We start from the raw sequence: 15,162 nt of genomic DNA on the forward strand, positions 1-15,162 counted from the left end.
TACCGGTCAACCCCTGACCGGTTTCCCTGGCAGTGTTGCCCGGGTGCGAGCCGACCGGTTGATCTCCATTCTCCTTCTGCTGCAACACCGCGAGCAGGTGACCGCGGCGGAGGTCGCCCGGGAACTGGAGGTCTCCGAGCGCACTGCCCGCCGCGACCTCGACGCCCTGGGCATGGCCGGGGTGCCGGTGTACTCGGTGCGGGGCCGGGGCGGCGGCTGGCGTCTCGTGGGCGGCGCCCGCACCGACCTGTCCGGGTTGACCGCCAGTGAGGCACGCGCCCTGTTCCTGGTCGCCGGCCCGGCCTCGTCGATGACGCCGGCTGCGAAGGCGGCGCTGCGCAAACTCGTCCAGGCCCTGCCGGAGCCCTTCCGGGTGCAGGCCGAGGCGGCAGCGTCGTCTCTCGTCATGGACCCGCAGCGGTGGGGGGCGAGCTGGGTCGAGCCCCGGCCGCCCCGCTTCCTCGACGAGCTTCAGGACGCGGTGATCCACGGCGTCCAGGTGAGGCTCGGCTACGTCGACCGTGAAGGCAGCGAAACCGAGCGAACTGTCCACCCGCTGGGCATCGTCGCCAAAGGCCCGTCGTGGTATCTCGTCTCCGACACCGGGACCGGCCGGCGGACCTTCCGGATCGACCGCGTGTCGTCCGTCGGCCTGACCGGCGATCCCGTGCGCCGGCCCGAGGGATTCGACCTTGCCGAGAGCTGGCGCGCGATCGCGGACGAGGTCGACCGCAAGCGGACACCCCTCGAGGCCCGGGTGGTGTGCGCGCCCGAGGGGATAGATGTGCTCCGGACAGGGTTCGGCGGCCGGCTCGTGGTGGGAGGTGTCACAACCGACGGCCGCATCGAGGTCGTGATCCGCGGCAGCGACGAGCACCTGCTCGCCGGCGAGCTTGCCGGCCTGATCGCCTGGGTCGAGGTGACCGGCCCTCCAGGCGTACGGGACTGGCTGGCCTCCATCGGCAACGCGCTCGTCAAGCGATACGCCTGAGACCGGAACGGGACGTCGTATCATCGGTGACCGTTGCGGCATACCACGCCGTGTCGTCAGGGCTCCAATGCCGAAGCGCAACCGCCACTGCTGATTCGTGGCCGTCCATTCCCGTACGGGGTTCAGGCCGTGCGGCGGTAGGCGACAGTCCGACCCGCGTCACGGAAACCGGTGCGATGGAGCTCTCGTGGCACCGGGTAGTCACACATCACGGCGTGGGCCCCCCGGCGTCACGCATCGCCCGTAAGTCACCAGATGCGGAAGCGTCCATCGGTGCCGAGCAAGAAGGCGAACCGCTTGGCGCCAGCTCTGTCGAGTGCTTCGTTGCTGGAGTCGGCGGCGGCCTCCACTGTCGATCCAGCACGGCGCTGCCAGTACGCAATCTGGGAGAGATAGCGCAGACGAACCAGGTGTGGGTGGCGATCGGCGATCATGCAGAGAAAATCATCGACATGGTGCACCTCGATGCCGGCGTCGACCTGGTCGAGGCAGGCCTGGAAGTCGTTGATATCACTGTCGCTCGTGATGAGGATGTCGACTTCGCCGGCGTAGGCCGCTGCCAAGACATGGTGGTCGTTGGGATCCTGCGGACGAGGAACATCGTTCGGATTCCAGCTGGTGACCTTGGCTTCGGGGAAGTTCTGATCAAGCCGGTCGCGCCAACGTTCGATCTGTTGCTCGGGCGCATCCGGATATTTGCGGCGTAGGTGGTAGAAGGCCTCTGCCAGTACGGCCTCGCTCCAGCGCAATCTGAAGGCGGTGTGCTGACTGTCGAGAGCCAACATCACCAACCAGTCACGCAGGCAACGCGAGAAGAGAATGTTGGCATCCACGAACACTGCGAGCGACACCGGTAGCACCGTCGCAGGCTACCGATGCCATTCCTTTGAAGCGACTATGTGAAGCTTATTCGTGAATGCCGAGTTCGTCCTGCTCGGCCATCAGCGCCTCGTAGGTGGCGCGTTGCTGGGCTATGCGACGGCGGCGGTAGGCGAGTGCGTCCTGCAGGGCCACCCGTCGATGAGTCCCCACCTTGTGAGACGGAATTTCGCCTCGGTCGAGCAGGCTCGTCAGCGTCGGCCGGGAGACGCCCAGTATCCGGGCGGCTTCGCTGGTGGTGAGTTCGCGGGCGACCTCGCTGACGACTACGCCGTCTCCACGGTCCAAGACAGCGCTGATCTGCCTCAACAGATCCACCACCAGGTCTGGAACGGCAACATCGCCGGCGTGTCCGACCGTCAGGCGCACTTCCTCGCCCGGGGCTTCGGCGAGCAGTGCCAGAAGCGCCTTCAGGGAGGCGTGCTCAGGGCTCCCTTTCCGGTTGGCGGCCTCGGAAAGCTGGTGTGCCGTCGCAGCAAGTGTCGTTGCTGTGCTCATGGTCGACCCCTCGCTGCCGTGCCCGTGCGCCAAGCCTGCGTCACATTCGCAGTATGTGCAACACGTTTAATTTATTTCACTTGGATACAGTCTAGCGGGCTCTGGCGCCAAGCGAGAACCAGCGCGGCTCATTCGGCTTCGCGGCGGGCTTTGGCTCGGCGTTTGCCCTCGTGCATGGCCTGCACCCGGGCTACGGGGATCGTGCGGCCCTCCTCGATCAGGCCCGGGTCCAGCGGCTGCGGCGACGGCATCTCCGAAGCCCACGGGTCCTTGTCGCCCAGCAGGCCGGCCGCTGTGTGCACGGTGAAGTCGCTGGGTTTGATGTCGTCGAGGTCGTCCCACGACACGGGGAACGAGACCGGCACCCCGGGCCGCACCCGGGGGCTGTAGGCGGCGACGACCGTGGCGCCGCCGGAGCGGGTGGCGTCGAGGAAGACTTTGCCGTGGCGGTCGTCGCGGATGAAGGCGGTGGTGGCCAGGTCGGGGTCGAGGCGTTCGGCGCGGGCGGCCACGGCTCGGGTTGCGGCGGCGACCTGCTCGGGGTCGGACTCGCCGTCCAGCGGCACGAAGACGTGCACGCCCTTGGCGCCGCTGGTTTTCACCGCTCCGGACATGCCGGCGCCTCGCAGGGCCTCGCGGACCAGGCGCGCGGCTCGCACGGCCAGCCGGAACGCGCCGCCCTCGGGTGGGTCCAGGTCCATGATCAGGTGGGTGGGGGCGGTCGAGCCGGCGAGCATCAGGGCCGGGTGGTATTCGATGGCTCGCTGGTTGCCGAACCACAGCAGCGTACGGCGGTCGTTGCACAGCCCGTACGTGACCTCGCGGTGTGACGAGTCGGCCCACACTGTCGTCCGCGGCACCCAGTCGGGCGTGTATTTCGGCAGGTTCTTCTGCATGAACTTGTCCTGCCCGCGCAGCAGCCGGATCACCGACAGCGGCCGGTCGTGCAGCACCGGCAGGATCCGCTCGCGGACGGCGTCCAGATAGTCGACCAGGTCACGCTTGGTCGCGCCGGCACCCTCGAACAGCTCCTGGTCGAGGTTGGTCAGCTTGACGCCGTCGCGTTCCTCGGGCTTGTCTGCCATCCGCCCATCGTGCCGGACTCAGCCCAGCTGGGCGACCCACACCGCGGGCAGAACCATCAAGAGCGTGAGGACCACGTACGCCGCCCCGAGGCCGAACCGGCGGCCATGAGTGGCTACCACAGCGGCGGTGAAGGGCAGCAGCAGCGTGAGCGACGCGGCGACCGAGAGCACCTCGGTTTCGCGTTGACGGCCGGTGACCCCGTACGCGATGAGGATGGGAACGATGACCGCCCAGCCCAGCGTGATGGCGGTGACCCGTAGCCCCACCTTGGCGTGGCGCTCTTCGTCGGACAGGTCCCTCTCGAGGGCGTACGCCATGCGCTCGGTGAAGCTCACACCGTCGAGCCTAGTGGTGATCAAGTCCCCGCGTCTTTACCGCCGGGGATGGATTGACCGAACGGTGACCCGGCCCCCGGCACGCCGTTCGGCGCGCCGGGGGCCCTCCCGGCGGCGTCAGCTTTTGACCGAGCCCGCCATCAGGCCGCCGATGAACCAGCGACCCAGAAGCACGTAGACGACCAGGGTCGGCAGCGACGTGATCAGCGCGCCCGCCATCGACGCGGCGTAGTCGGGGGACTGTGCGCCGGCCAGGGCGTTGAGAGCGATCGTGATCGGCCCGTTCCGGGTGTTGGACAGGAAGATCGCGAACAGGTAGTCGTTCCAGGCCGAGGTGAACTGCCAGATGATCGTCACCACGAAACCGGGGATCGAGATCGGCAGGATGATCCGGGTGAACGTGCGCAGGAGCCCCGCGCCGTCGACCCGGGCCGCCTCGATCAGCTCTTCGGGGACCGTGGTGGCGTAATAGTTCCGGAAGATCAGCGTGCAGATCGGGATGCCGTAGACGCAGTGCACGAACACCAGCGTCGTGATGCCCGGCGGGATCCCCAGGGTGGTGACGATCTCGCGCAGGGGGATCATGACTGCCTGGTACGGGATGAACATGCCGAACAGGATCAGCGTGAACACCACGTCGGCGCCGGGGAAGCGCCATCGGCTGAGCACGAAACCGTTGGCCGCCCCGATCAGCGACGAGATGATCGCGACCGGGATGGCCAGCTGGAATGTGCGGAAGAACGCGGGCTGCAACGCCGTCCACGCCTTCTCCCACGATGCCAGAGTCCACGTCTCGGGAAGGCTCCACTGGCTGGCCACGCCGATGTCCGAGCCCGACTTGAAGCTGGTCACGATCAGCACGTACATCGGCATCAGCACGATCAGCAGGAAGAGCAGGGCCAGCGCGTACTTGATGATCGAACCCGGCCCGGTTCCCCGACGCGGTTTCCGTACGGGCTCCAGGCTCTCGACGGGAGGAGGCGCCTGGATCGACGCGGTCGTCATGCTGAGCCCTCGTTGCATGCTCTCCTGGCCCTGCGGACGCTCCGCTGACTCCGGTGCAGTGTGATCATGCGTTCTTCTCCTGCCGGTTCGTGTAGATCAGGTACGGCACGATGACGACCGCCACTAGCAGCAGCAGGATGATCGAGATGGCCGCGGCCTTGGCGTAGTCGCTGGTCAGAAGCGTCTGCCAGACGTAGATGGCGGGCACCTCGGTGAGCCACTGCGGACCGGACACGCTCATGATCAGGTCGAACATCTTCATCGACATGTGCCCGATGATGATCAACGCGGACAGCGCGACCGGCGTCAGCTGAGGGAAGATCACGTTGCGGTACAGCCGGTACGTGCTCGCCCCGTCCATCGCCGCCGCCTCGCGCAACTCCTGCGGGATGCCCCGGAAGCCGGCCAGGAACAACGCCATCACGTAACCCGACAGCTGCCAGATCGCCGGGATCGCCATGGCCGCCATGCCCCAGTCCGGGTTGGTCCACCAGGTGTTCTGCAGAAAATCAAGACCCAGCCCACCCAGTACGGAATTCAGCCCGCCCGCGTTGTCGCCCGTGTTCGGGTTCATCAGCCAGCGCCACACCACACCCGAGGCGACGAACGACACCGCCATGGGGAAGAGGTACACCGTACGGAAGAAGCCCTCGGCCCGGACCCCGCGTTCCAGGATGAAAGCCCAGAGCAGGCCGAAGAACATGGCCCCGGCCAGGAACACGACCGTGAAGATGAGCAAGTTCCTGAGCGAGTGGGTGAACCGGTCGTTGATGTCGTTGGTGAACAGCTTCGTGTAGTTGTCGAGACCGACGAAGCCCTTCGACCCCAGAGCGTTGTGCTCGTCGGACACCGAGACCTTCGTCGTCCAGGCGATCAGGCCGTAGACGAAGACGGCGAGCAGGATCAGCGACGGGGAGAGCAGCAGCAAGCCCGGTCCCCAGTGCCGGAGTCGGCGCATCAGGGCTCCTTGAGGATCAACGCCGAAGATGGGGACGGCGTGCGGGCCGCCCCCATCCTCAGCTGGTGCTTACTTCTTGACGAACTCGGACGCGGCGGTGGCCATGGCCTTCTGCAGCTCGGCGACGTCCTGGTTGGTCGAGAACTTGCCGAGGGCGGAGTTGGCCGCGCCCTGCCAGCCCTGGGAGCAGGCCGAGCCGTGGGCGCAGGACGGGACCTGCTTGAACGACTTCCAGTCGGCCATCGCGGCCTGCTGGTACTTCGGGTAGTCGCCCGGCGTGGCGTCAGTACGGGCCGGGATCGAGCCCTTGGTGGTGTTGAACGCCTTCTGGCCCGCGGCCGAGCCGACCGTCTTCAGCCAGCACTTGGTGCCCTCGGGGTTCTTGGCGCCCTTGGGCAGCACGAACGAGTCGGCCAGCCACTGGAAGGTGTCGCCGTTGCCCGGGAACGTGAACCACGCGTAGTCGGTGAACTTCTTGGCGTCCAGGTCGGCCGCCTCCCAGTCACCCATCAGCTGGTACGCCGCCTTGCCGTCCATGACCAGCTTCTCGGCGTCGGTCCAGTCGAGGGCGTCGCGGTCGGTGTTGGTGTACGTGAGCAGCTGCTTGAAGTCGTTGATGGCCTTGGTGACGCCGGCGTCGTTCCAGTCGGTGGCGCCCGTCCACAGGCCGGTGAACTTGTCGGGGCCGAGGTCGGTGATGAGCACCGACTCGAACAGCATCAGCTGGGTCCAGTCCTTGCCGACCGCGAGCGGCGCCTTGATGCCCTTGGCCTTGACCTTGTCGAGGTCGGCGATGAAGCCGGCCAGGTCGGTCGGGTCCTTCGTGATGCCGGCCTCGGCGAGAACCTTCTTGTTGGTCCACACGACGTTGGCCCGGTGAATGTTCGCGGGCACCGAGTAGATCTTGCCCTCGACCGTCAGGTTGTCGATGAGACCCTGCGGGAACGCCTGCTTGAGGCCCCAGCTGTCGTAGTCGGCGCTGAGGTCCTCGATCTGGCCGGCGTTGATGTAGTCCTGCAGCTCGGCGCCGGCGTGCGCCTGGAACGTGTCCGGCGGGTCGCCCTGCTGCAGCCGGGAGGCGAGCACGGACTTCGCGTTCGCGCCGGCGCCACCGGCCACCGCGCCGTTCTCGAAGGTCTGCCCCGCGCAGTCGGTGCCGAACTGCTTGACCAGGCCGTCCAGACCGGCCTTCTCGCCGCCGTCGGCCCACCAGGTGAACACCTCCACCTTGGACGAGCCGGAGCCGCCGCCGCTGCTGTCGTCACTGGACCCACAGGCCCCGGCGGTCAGAAGCGCGGCGACACCGACGGCTGCGACCGCAGCCCGTCGAGTGAAGCGCGTCCGGCCACCTCGCCCACCGTCCTTAACCGGCTTGAAGGCCATCCCGAATTTCTCCCATCGAAAGATTGACATCGTTGTCACGCGATGGGGAGTACCGTGCCGCCTGAACCGAACACGTGTCAACGCCTGTTTCCGTGTCGTTACGTGCGCCCTGTGTTGTTACCTGATCGTATGTCCGCTGACCAGCGGCTTCCTCAGTGGACGCGGTTCCTGTCGCGTCCGGCCGGAGGTTGCGGATGATCGAGGCGCCGGTGGTCAGTCGCGGGGCTCGGGGCAGGCGCCGGTTCGCGTCGGAGGCCCGGAAACCGTCGATGCTCAGGGCGGCGAAGCGTCGCGCCGCCTTGTCCCGGAGCCTGAGCGGCAATGACGACAGTCCACGACCCGCAAGCAGGACGAGCACGAGGTCGTCGACGACGAAATCACCACGCAGCGCGCCAGCGTCCTGAGCGCGTCCGACCAGCCCGGCGAGCATCCGCAGCAGCGACGCGCGGTGCGCGGCGAACATGTCGACGTCCGGGGCAGCGGCCATGAAAGCCTCGGTGAAGCCGTGGTTGCGCGCGTTGAGCACGGTGAGTCCTTCGATGACCGAGCAGAAGCCAAGCCATGGGTCCTCGGCCGCGCAACCGCCCTCGACGATGCCCCGGCAGGCCCGCACCTCGTCGGCGAACGCTGCCTCGACGAGCACCTGCTTCGTCGGAAAACGCCGGTAGAGGGTCGCGGGACCCACTTCCGCGCGACGAGCGACCTGGCGCATGGTGACCCCGAGGCCCTGCTCGGAGAACAACACGCGAGCCGATTCAAGAACTCGATCGCGGTTCTCGCGCGCGTCGGCGCGAAGCGGGCGAGGCAGGTGAGGCACGTGCTCGCTCATCCTTCTCACTTCCTCCAAGTGGACGCCGGCGTCCATTAGCGTCCCCAACGGTACGACGTCGGCGGCGCCGGAAATGGAGACAATCGTGCGAGCAGTGGCAATCCAGGCTTTCGGGGACCCCGGTGGCATGGCGACGATCGAGGTCGCCGAGCCCCAGGCAGGCCCCGGGCAGGTGGTCATCGAGACCGAGGCGATCGGGGTCGGCGGGGTCGATGCCGTCATCCGCCGCGGGACCCTGGGCGGCTACGGTTTCACGACCGGACTGATTCCGGGCAGCGAGGTCGCCGGGCGGGTGACGGCGGTCGGAACCGACGTCGACCAGTCCTGGCTCGGTCGCCGCGTGTGGGCGTTCACCGGAACCGGCGGCGGATACGCCGAGCAGGCCCTCGCCCGGGTCGGCGACGTCGTCGCCCTCCCCCACGACCTGAGCTCCATCGACGCGGTGACTCTCGGAAGTGCGGCCCCCGTCGCACATTTCGCACTCACCCACGCGCATTTCGCCCCGGGTGAGTCCGTGCTCGTGCGCGGTGCATCGGGCAGCATCGGCATTGCGACCGTGGAGATCGCCGCACGCGGCGGGGCGGAAGCGATCGCGGTCACGACGTCATCGCCCCAGCGCGGGAACCTGCTTCGTGGGCTGGGGGCGACCCACGTCCTCGACCGCTCCGGGGCGGGGGGCCCGGCAACGCCGCAAACCTACGACGTCGTCATCGACATCGTCGGTGGACCCGGCCTGCCGAGCTTCATCGACCGGCTCGCGCCGAACGGGCGCATGGTGGTCGTTGGCGTGGTGGCCGGGATGCCACCGACGGACTTCGGTATGCGTCTGATCGCCGGCTTCCAGCAATCCCGCTCGCTGGCCACGTTCAGTCTCGACACTGTTCCGGTCGCCGCCAGGGACACGGTCCGCGTGGAGCAGTTCGCCGCTGCCGCCAGAGGCGAGTTGCATGCCGTCGTGCACGCCGTCCTGCCCCTGAACCAAGCCGCCGAGGCGCATCGAAAGATGGACGCCGGCGAAGTGTTCGGGCGTATCGTCCTCACCCCCTGACTCCTTGCGGAACTGACCAGGCTGATCTCCGCGCCCCGTTCACTGAGCCCACCAACGCTGATCCGACGAGAACCGCCGACTGCAGCGAGACAACATCCAGCACTGTGGGCTGCGGGCTTGGTTGGTGTCCGGGGGCACGCCGGCGGTGTACGGGGTGTGCCGATGGTTGAACACGCCGGTGGGCGCCGAGGCGGCGTGGGTGGTTGGCGGGAGGTCAGCGGGGCGGGCGTTCGCCGGAGCCGCGGGCGATGATGGAGGTGGAGATGACGATGGTGCGGGCCGGGCCGGAATGGCCGCTGATGCGTTCGTGGGCGAGACGCGCCGCTTCTCGGCCCAGCGCTGTCATGTCGTGGGCCACCACGGTGGTGCCGAGGACGTCGGCCAGGTCGAAATCGTCGAAGCCGACCAGGGCGGGTGGCTCCCTGTGGTCGCGCATGCCGCGCAGCGCGCCGGTGGTGAGGCGGTTGTTGGTGGTGAAGATGGCCGTTGGCGCCGGGTCGAGCGAGAGCAGTTCGCGCACGGTGCGTTCGGCATGGCGCACGTCGTGGACGTCGGTTCGCAGGTAGGGCTCCCACGCGCGGTTGCCCGCGGCGCGCATGGCACCCACGAAACCGTCGATCCGTGCGCGCTGCGGCGCCATCCGGGCCAGGTCGGCCACGATCGCGATGCGCTTGTGGCCGGCCGCGAGTAGATGTTCCCCGGCCGAACGTGCCCCGCCGGCGTTGTCGATCAGTACGGCATCGGCGGCCAGCCCGTCCGGCGGGCGGTCGAGGAAGACGAAAGGGACCCCACGGTTGCCCTCGATCGCGAGATATTCGTGATCGTCGGCGCTGGGTATGACCAGCAACGCCCGTACGCGTCGTTCCAGGAAGGCGTCGACGAGGCTCCGCTCGAGCATCGCGTCCTCGTCGTTGTTGGCCGTGATCAGCAGCAGCCCGTGCTGCCGCAGCTCGCGCTCGATGCCGCTGGCCACGGCCGAGTAGAACGGGTTGGTGAGATCGCCGCTGACCAGGCCGACCAGCGCCGAGGTGGCCCCGCGCCGCAGCTCGCGTGCGATGCCGTTGAGCCGGTAACCCAGCAGATCGGCCGCGTCCCGCACCCGCCGCCCGGTCGAGGGCGCCACGTTGGGCTCCTGGTTGAGCGCGCGGGAGGCGGTCTTGAGACTGACCCCGGCCAGGGCGGCCACCTGGGTCAACGTGGGCCGGCGAACGGTCACATCGTCGGCGGGCATAACGCTCCGAGCACTCTCAGCAACGGGACGCCCAAGTATGACATCGATGTCGCCCCACCCGAACGCACCCGTTCGCCGGTCACGCCAGGCGGGGGAAGTGCGCATTCCACACCTTTTTCGGAACGACCATGCGCCACGCGTCCAGGACCAGCTCGGTCATCCGGTCGTCGTCGAGCTCGGCGAGCCAGGCCCGCACCCAGTTGAAACGCAGGTCGGACTCGCGGGGGAGATGGAAGATCGCGGGCTCGGAGGCGACGAGCGCCGCCCTTTCCTCCCTGGGGTAGGCGAAGCCCATGACCGTCTCGTCCCGGGAGAACGCGACGTAGACGATCGAGCCGACGCGGAACTTCACACGGTCGTGGATCAGGTGTTCTGAGCTGCGCGGAAGGTCGCGGGCGACCCGCCGTACGTCGTCGACGGTGACCATGAGAGGACCCTACGGCGGGGGTGTGACAGAAAAAGCGGATCAGGGACGGCGAGGCTTCGGCACCGGGAGGTTGGTCGTGGGCTCCTCGGGCAGGTTCGAGCCGTTGGGCACCTTCGCGCGGAACACCCGGTCGGGCGGAAGCCGGTAGGTCGCCGCGTGCACGAGCTCGTCGGGGACGGTGTGCTTGCCTCCCGAGCGGGGCGCGGGCCGGTCGTCGTCCGATTGCTCGGCCTCTGACGAGCCGGACGCCGAAGCGGGCATTGGGTCCGGCGCCGAGCCGGGACCTGCCACCGAGCCGGGACCGGACGCCGAGCCGGGACTGGACGCCGAGCCGGGACCTGCCACCGAGCCGGGACTGGACGCCGAGCCGGGGATTGGTGCTGAGCGTGGGCGTGCCACCGAGCTGGGGCCGGACGCCAAGCTGGGGCCATACGCCGAGCCGGCGTCGGTAGGCGAGCCAGGGCCGGACCACGGTTCCGGGCCGGGCCCAGGGGAGGCGGGGTCGGGTGAAGAAAGGGGCCACGGCGCAGCGGGGAAAGGCCCGGACGCGGCGGGGGAAGGCTCGGCCGAGGGCTGGGAAGGCTCGGACGCGGCAGCGGCGGGGCCCGGCAGCGCCGAGGAGTCGATGTAGGCGGGGCGTCGCAGTCCGGGGCCATCGGCCGTGCGGGGATCCGGGAACGGCTGGTATCGGACGCCCCCGACGGCGGGCGGCTCGGCCACGGCGTTGGCCGGGGGCGGTGGCGGCGCCGGGAACCCCAGCGAGGGCGGCGACGGTTCCGGATAGCCGAGCCGTCCCGCGTTGGCAGCCGGCTTCGAGGAGCGGCGCCGATGCGCCCGCCGGTCCGGCGACGAGGGATCGGGCGAAGCGGGGCCTGCCGAAGCGGGGCCCTCTGAAGAGGAGACGGCCCCCTGATGCCGTACAGCGCGCCCGGGGTCGGCCTCCGGAGAGCGCTTGGGCACCGCGGAACGGACGGCCAGGCTGAAGACCCGGTTGGAGGCGGTCTCGTACCCGTCCCGGTACGCCTCCTCGCGGTCCTGCTTGAGCTGGTACCGCTGGTGGATGCGCCCGGCCGCGTATCCACAGCAGGCGACGAAAAGGGCCAGCAGGATGAAGATCAGCACAGAGTCGCCCGGCGCGGTCATGGCCCAATTGTTGCCGTTTCAATTGACCGAGAGCTATGGCCCGTTTGACGTACCCCGATGGTAGGAACCGGAACGCTCAAGTTCCTTTGAGGAGGGCGGCCACGCAGGCCCGGACCTCGTCCACGAACAACTCCGGCTGTTCGAAGGCGGCGAAGTGCCCACCCCGTACGGGCTCGTTCCAGTACCGGATGTCGGTGAAGCGGCGTTCCGCCCAGCGCCGCGACGGCCGTGGGTTCTCGCGCGGGAAGATCGAACACCCGACCGGCACCGGGACCATCGGCGCCGAACTGCCGTCGCCCCGGAAGATGGCCTGCACCTCGGGAAAGCTCTCCCAGTACATCCGCGCGGCCGACGCGCCCGCGCCCGGCAGCCAATACATCATCAGGTTGTCGAGCAGCTGGTCGCGGGTCAGCGGATCGCCGTCGGTCCAGGCGTGGAACTTCTCGATGATCCAGGCGCACAGCGCGGCGGGGGAGTCCACCAACGCGTACCCGATGGTCTGCGGCCGGGTCGACTGCACGAACGAGTAGCCGTCCCCGTCCGCGGCCGCCGCCAGGTCGTCCAGGGCGGCCTGCTCGGCCGGGGTGAGCGAGCCGAACGTCGCCGGGTCGGGCGCGACCAGCGGCGGAACCAGGTGGAGCCCGATGACCCGGGACGGATGCCGCAGACCGAGCTGGGTGCTGACGCTGGTTCCCCAGTCGTGTCCCTGGGCGACAAATCGGGGATATCCGAGTCGGGTCATCAGCGCGGCCCACGCGTCGGCCACCCGCGCCACGCCCCAGCCGGGAACAGCGGGTGCGTCGCTGAAGCCGTACCCGGGCAACGACGGGCACACCACATGAAAAGATGAGGACAGCGGCGCGATCACGTCGAAGAACTCCACGATCGACCCTGGCCACCCATGGGTGAGCAGCAGAGGCACGGCGTCGGCCCGCGACGACCGCACGTGCACGAAGTGGATCCCCACCCCGTCGATCACCGTGTGGAACTGCGGATGCCGGTTGAGCCGATCCGAGGCGGCGGCGAAGTCATACCCCGTAGCCCAGTAAGCGCATAAATCCGAAACGTCGGATAGAGGCGGGCCGGCGGTCCAGCCTGGGGCGGGCGAGGGCGAAGGCCACCGCGTACGGGAAAGCCTGCCCCGCAAATCGGCAACGGCGGCGTCCGTGATCGACACACGAAACGACGTGACCGGCGCGGGGGAGGACATGTTCGGTCCGCGAGTGGATGTGTCCGGCGCGGGGGAGGATGTGTCCGGTCCGCGAGGGGATGTGGCCGGTGCGCGGGACGATGAGGTCGGCGCGGGAGAGGACGAGGACTCGCCGGAAGCCGTCATCGGCCCGTTCTATCAGGCCCCACCGACAACTTTGCCCGAAGCGACCGCCTCCTGCAGACCCCGAGCCGCCAGCCGGTCGGCCCGCTCGTTCTCCGGGTGCCCGGCGTGCCCTTTCACCCAGTGCCACTGCACGTCGTGACGCCGTACGGCCGCGTCCAGGCGCTGCCACAGGTCGACGTTCTTGACCGGCTGCTTCGCCGACGTCTGCCACCCGTTGGCCGACCAGCGCGGCAGCCATTTGGTGATCCCGTCGCGCACGTAGATGCTGTCGGTGTAGAGCTTGACCGTCAGCGGCGCCCGGTTGAGGGTCTCCAGCGCCCGGATCGGGGCCATCAGCTCCATCCGGTTGTTAGTGGTCTGCTCCGCGGTGCCGCCGCACAGGTCCTTCTCCTTCGCGCCGTATCGCAGCACGGCGCCCCAGCCGCCCGGCCCGGGGTTGGGGACGCAGGCCCCGTCGGTGTAGATCTCCACCACGGTCATCGAGAAACCTCCGGCTTTGGCCGTGGGAAGGATTCGGATTGCCTGTGGAGTGGGTCAGGGATAGCCCATTCGCCGCCGGGGCGGAGGGCTGTCTGGCCAGACGTTGCGTTGGTTCTCGACATACCTGTTCACGATCTCCAAAATTGCACCGCCGATGGTGGCGACGAAGTAGCTATTGGTCCACAGGGTCGGGATCCGGGTTCGGATCTCTGGGAACTCCTCCCGGATGAGCCGCGACGTTGTTGTTTGACCTGATCTCGTCCATGTCGGACAGCGTGCAGCTTTGAGTTGTATGTTGTCCGGCGTGGTCGAGACAGTTCGTTACACCTACCGCCTGAGGCCTGGCCGCAGGGCGCGGGCTGCGCTGCTCGGTGAGTGGGGGCCGGTGCAGGTGGTTGTGGAACGAAGCCGTCCACCAGCAGAAGACCGGCCGTAAGCCGACGTTCGGCAAGCTGTCGAAGATGCTGACTGAGGCCCGGGGACGTAACGCCTGGCTGCGGGCCGGGTCGCAGGTGGCCCAGCAGCAGATGCTGCGCACCTACGGCACTGCCCTGGATCACTCGTTCAAGGTCAAGGGCCGGGGCCGGCCGGCCGTCAAGAAGCTGAAGGTGGCACTGCCGAGCCTGGAGTACACCACCCGGGGCCCGGCGATCAAGAACAACCGGCTCTGCTTGCCCGGCAAGGTGACCATCCCGGTCGTCTGGTCCCGTGCCCTGCCGTCCGAGCCGACCAGCGTGCGGGTCTACCGCGACAGCCTGGGCTACTGGTACGCCTCGTTCGTGGTCCGCCGCGATCAGGCCGCCGTACCGGGCGCGGACCTGCCGGGTATCGGTGTGGACTGGGGTGTGAAGACCACCGCCACCACCACGAACCCGGCCTTCGACCTGCCGCACCTGGGCCACCGCAAGCGGTGCGCCGCCGAGCTGGCCAAGGCCCAGCGCAAGATGGCCCGGCGCCGCCGGGCCAAGGGGCACGCCCCGTCGAAGGGCTACCAGGCCTCGAAGCGCCAGGCTGCTCGGATCGTCAAGAAGGCCGCCCGGCAGAACACCCACGACGCACGTGTCTGGGCCAAGAACGTGGTCGAGCGCCACCACCTGATCGCCGTTGAGGACTTCAAGCCGAATTTCCTGGCCAGGACCACCATGGCCCGCAAGGCCGCCGACAACGCGATCGGCGCGGCCAAGCGGGAACTGATCGAGCGTGGTACGCGGGCGGGCCGGAAGGTGGTGCTGGTGCCGCCCGCCTATACCACGATGACCTGTTCCGGGTGCGGTGAGAGAGCCAATCTCCGCCTCGGACTGGGTGTCCGCATCTTCGAGTGCACGGCCTGCGGCTACACCGCCGACCGCGACCTCAACGCCGCGAGGACGATCCTCGCCACGGCTGAACGCGACCGTGCCAGTGCCGACGACGTCAGACATCAGATCGCCTCCTTCCGAGGTGGGTCAGGTGCAGTCCGAGCTGGGAATCCAGGGCATGGCCCCGGAGGAAAACCCCCGGATTCATCCGGGATCGTTAAGTGAGCACCCTAAC

General features: G+C 68.4%; 17 protein-coding genes. 3 read left to right on the forward strand and 14 right to left on the reverse strand.

Annotated features, from left to right (window positions below):
- The first annotated feature begins 43 nt into the window (after positions 1–43).
- The gene (locus C8E87_RS23920; protein WP_133875160.1) at positions 44–991 is read left to right on the forward strand and encodes a helix-turn-helix transcriptional regulator; all 948 of its coding nucleotides are present in this window, start codon (positions 44–46) and stop codon (positions 989–991) included.
- A 248-nt stretch (positions 992–1,239) separates the two neighbouring features.
- On the opposite strand, the gene C8E87_RS23925 is transcribed toward C8E87_RS23920, so the two are convergent.
- The 8 genes from C8E87_RS23925 to C8E87_RS23960 form a co-directional block, all read right to left on the reverse strand.
- Positions 1,240–1,842: a PIN domain-containing protein gene (locus C8E87_RS23925; protein ID WP_166661223.1), complete on the reverse strand. Its 603-nt coding sequence runs from the start codon at positions 1,840–1,842 to the stop codon at positions 1,240–1,242.
- Positions 1,843–1,897: 55 nt separating this feature from the next.
- On the reverse strand, positions 1,898–2,368 hold the full coding sequence (locus C8E87_RS23930; RefSeq protein ID WP_133875162.1) for a helix-turn-helix domain-containing protein: 471 nt from the start codon (positions 2,366–2,368) through the stop codon (positions 1,898–1,900).
- Positions 2,369–2,496: 128 nt separating this feature from the next.
- A complete protein-coding gene (locus C8E87_RS23935; protein ID WP_133875163.1) occupies positions 2,497–3,453 on the reverse strand; it encodes a DNA polymerase domain-containing protein in 957 nt (318 codons plus the stop codon).
- A gap of 18 nt (positions 3,454–3,471) precedes the next feature.
- Entirely contained in the window at positions 3,472–3,789 is a 318-nt protein-coding gene (locus tag C8E87_RS23940) for a hypothetical protein (RefSeq protein WP_133875164.1), read from the reverse strand.
- Positions 3,790–3,906: 117 nt separating this feature from the next.
- Positions 3,907–4,794 carry a carbohydrate ABC transporter permease gene (locus C8E87_RS23945; protein WP_133875165.1) on the reverse strand — a complete coding sequence of 296 codons (888 nt, stop codon included), beginning with the start codon at positions 4,792–4,794 and terminating at the stop codon, positions 3,907–3,909.
- A 64-nt stretch (positions 4,795–4,858) separates the two neighbouring features.
- Positions 4,859–5,752, reverse strand: coding sequence for a carbohydrate ABC transporter permease (locus C8E87_RS23950; RefSeq protein ID WP_438866105.1), 894 nt, complete (start codon positions 5,750–5,752; stop codon positions 4,859–4,861).
- 69 nt (positions 5,753–5,821) lie between these two features.
- Positions 5,822–7,135, reverse strand: coding sequence for an ABC transporter substrate-binding protein (locus tag C8E87_RS23955; protein ID WP_133877042.1), 1,314 nt, complete (start codon positions 7,133–7,135; stop codon positions 5,822–5,824).
- Positions 7,116–7,964 carry a TetR/AcrR family transcriptional regulator gene (locus C8E87_RS23960; protein WP_203720463.1) on the reverse strand — a complete coding sequence of 283 codons (849 nt, stop codon included), beginning with the start codon at positions 7,962–7,964 and terminating at the stop codon, positions 7,116–7,118. The genes C8E87_RS23955 and C8E87_RS23960 overlap by 20 nt, the downstream gene beginning before the upstream one ends.
- 127 nt (positions 7,965–8,091) lie before the next feature.
- Between C8E87_RS23960 and C8E87_RS23965 the strand changes: the two genes are divergently transcribed.
- A complete protein-coding gene (locus C8E87_RS23965; protein WP_239079904.1) occupies positions 8,092–9,012 on the forward strand; it encodes a zinc-binding dehydrogenase in 921 nt (306 codons plus the stop codon).
- Positions 9,013–9,226: 214 nt separating this feature from the next.
- Here C8E87_RS23965 and C8E87_RS23970 read toward each other — a convergent pair whose 3' ends face one another.
- From C8E87_RS23970 to C8E87_RS46815, 6 genes are all read right to left on the reverse strand, one after another.
- A complete protein-coding gene (locus C8E87_RS23970; RefSeq protein WP_133875167.1) occupies positions 9,227–10,243 on the reverse strand; it encodes a LacI family DNA-binding transcriptional regulator in 1,017 nt (338 codons plus the stop codon).
- Positions 10,244–10,322: 79 nt separating this feature from the next.
- On the reverse strand, positions 10,323–10,670 hold the full coding sequence (locus C8E87_RS23975) for an MmcQ/YjbR family DNA-binding protein (protein ID WP_133875168.1): 348 nt from the start codon (positions 10,668–10,670) through the stop codon (positions 10,323–10,325).
- Positions 10,671–10,709: 39 nt separating this feature from the next.
- Complete coding sequence (locus tag C8E87_RS23980; RefSeq protein ID WP_133875169.1) at positions 10,710–11,813, reverse strand: hypothetical protein; 1,104 nt, start codon at positions 11,811–11,813, stop codon at positions 10,710–10,712.
- Between the two features lie 76 nt (positions 11,814–11,889).
- A complete protein-coding gene (locus C8E87_RS23985; protein ID WP_438866106.1) occupies positions 11,890–13,149 on the reverse strand; it encodes an epoxide hydrolase family protein in 1,260 nt (419 codons plus the stop codon).
- 12 nt (positions 13,150–13,161) lie between these two features.
- Entirely contained in the window at positions 13,162–13,629 is a 468-nt protein-coding gene (rnhA, locus tag C8E87_RS23990; protein ID WP_133875171.1) for a ribonuclease HI, read from the reverse strand.
- A 54-nt stretch (positions 13,630–13,683) separates the two neighbouring features.
- Positions 13,684–13,923, reverse strand: coding sequence for a transposase (locus C8E87_RS46815; RefSeq protein WP_133877045.1), 240 nt, complete (start codon positions 13,921–13,923; stop codon positions 13,684–13,686).
- A gap of 77 nt (positions 13,924–14,000) precedes the next feature.
- Between C8E87_RS46815 and C8E87_RS24000 the strand changes: the two genes are divergently transcribed.
- A complete protein-coding gene (locus C8E87_RS24000) occupies positions 14,001–15,152 on the forward strand; it encodes an RNA-guided endonuclease InsQ/TnpB family protein (protein ID WP_275408943.1) in 1,152 nt (383 codons plus the stop codon).
- Positions 15,153–15,162 lie beyond the last annotated feature (10 nt).

The sequence above is a fragment of the Paractinoplanes brasiliensis genome, from assembly GCF_004362215.1.
Taxonomy (GTDB): Bacteria; Actinomycetota; Actinomycetes; order Mycobacteriales; family Micromonosporaceae; genus Actinoplanes; species Actinoplanes brasiliensis.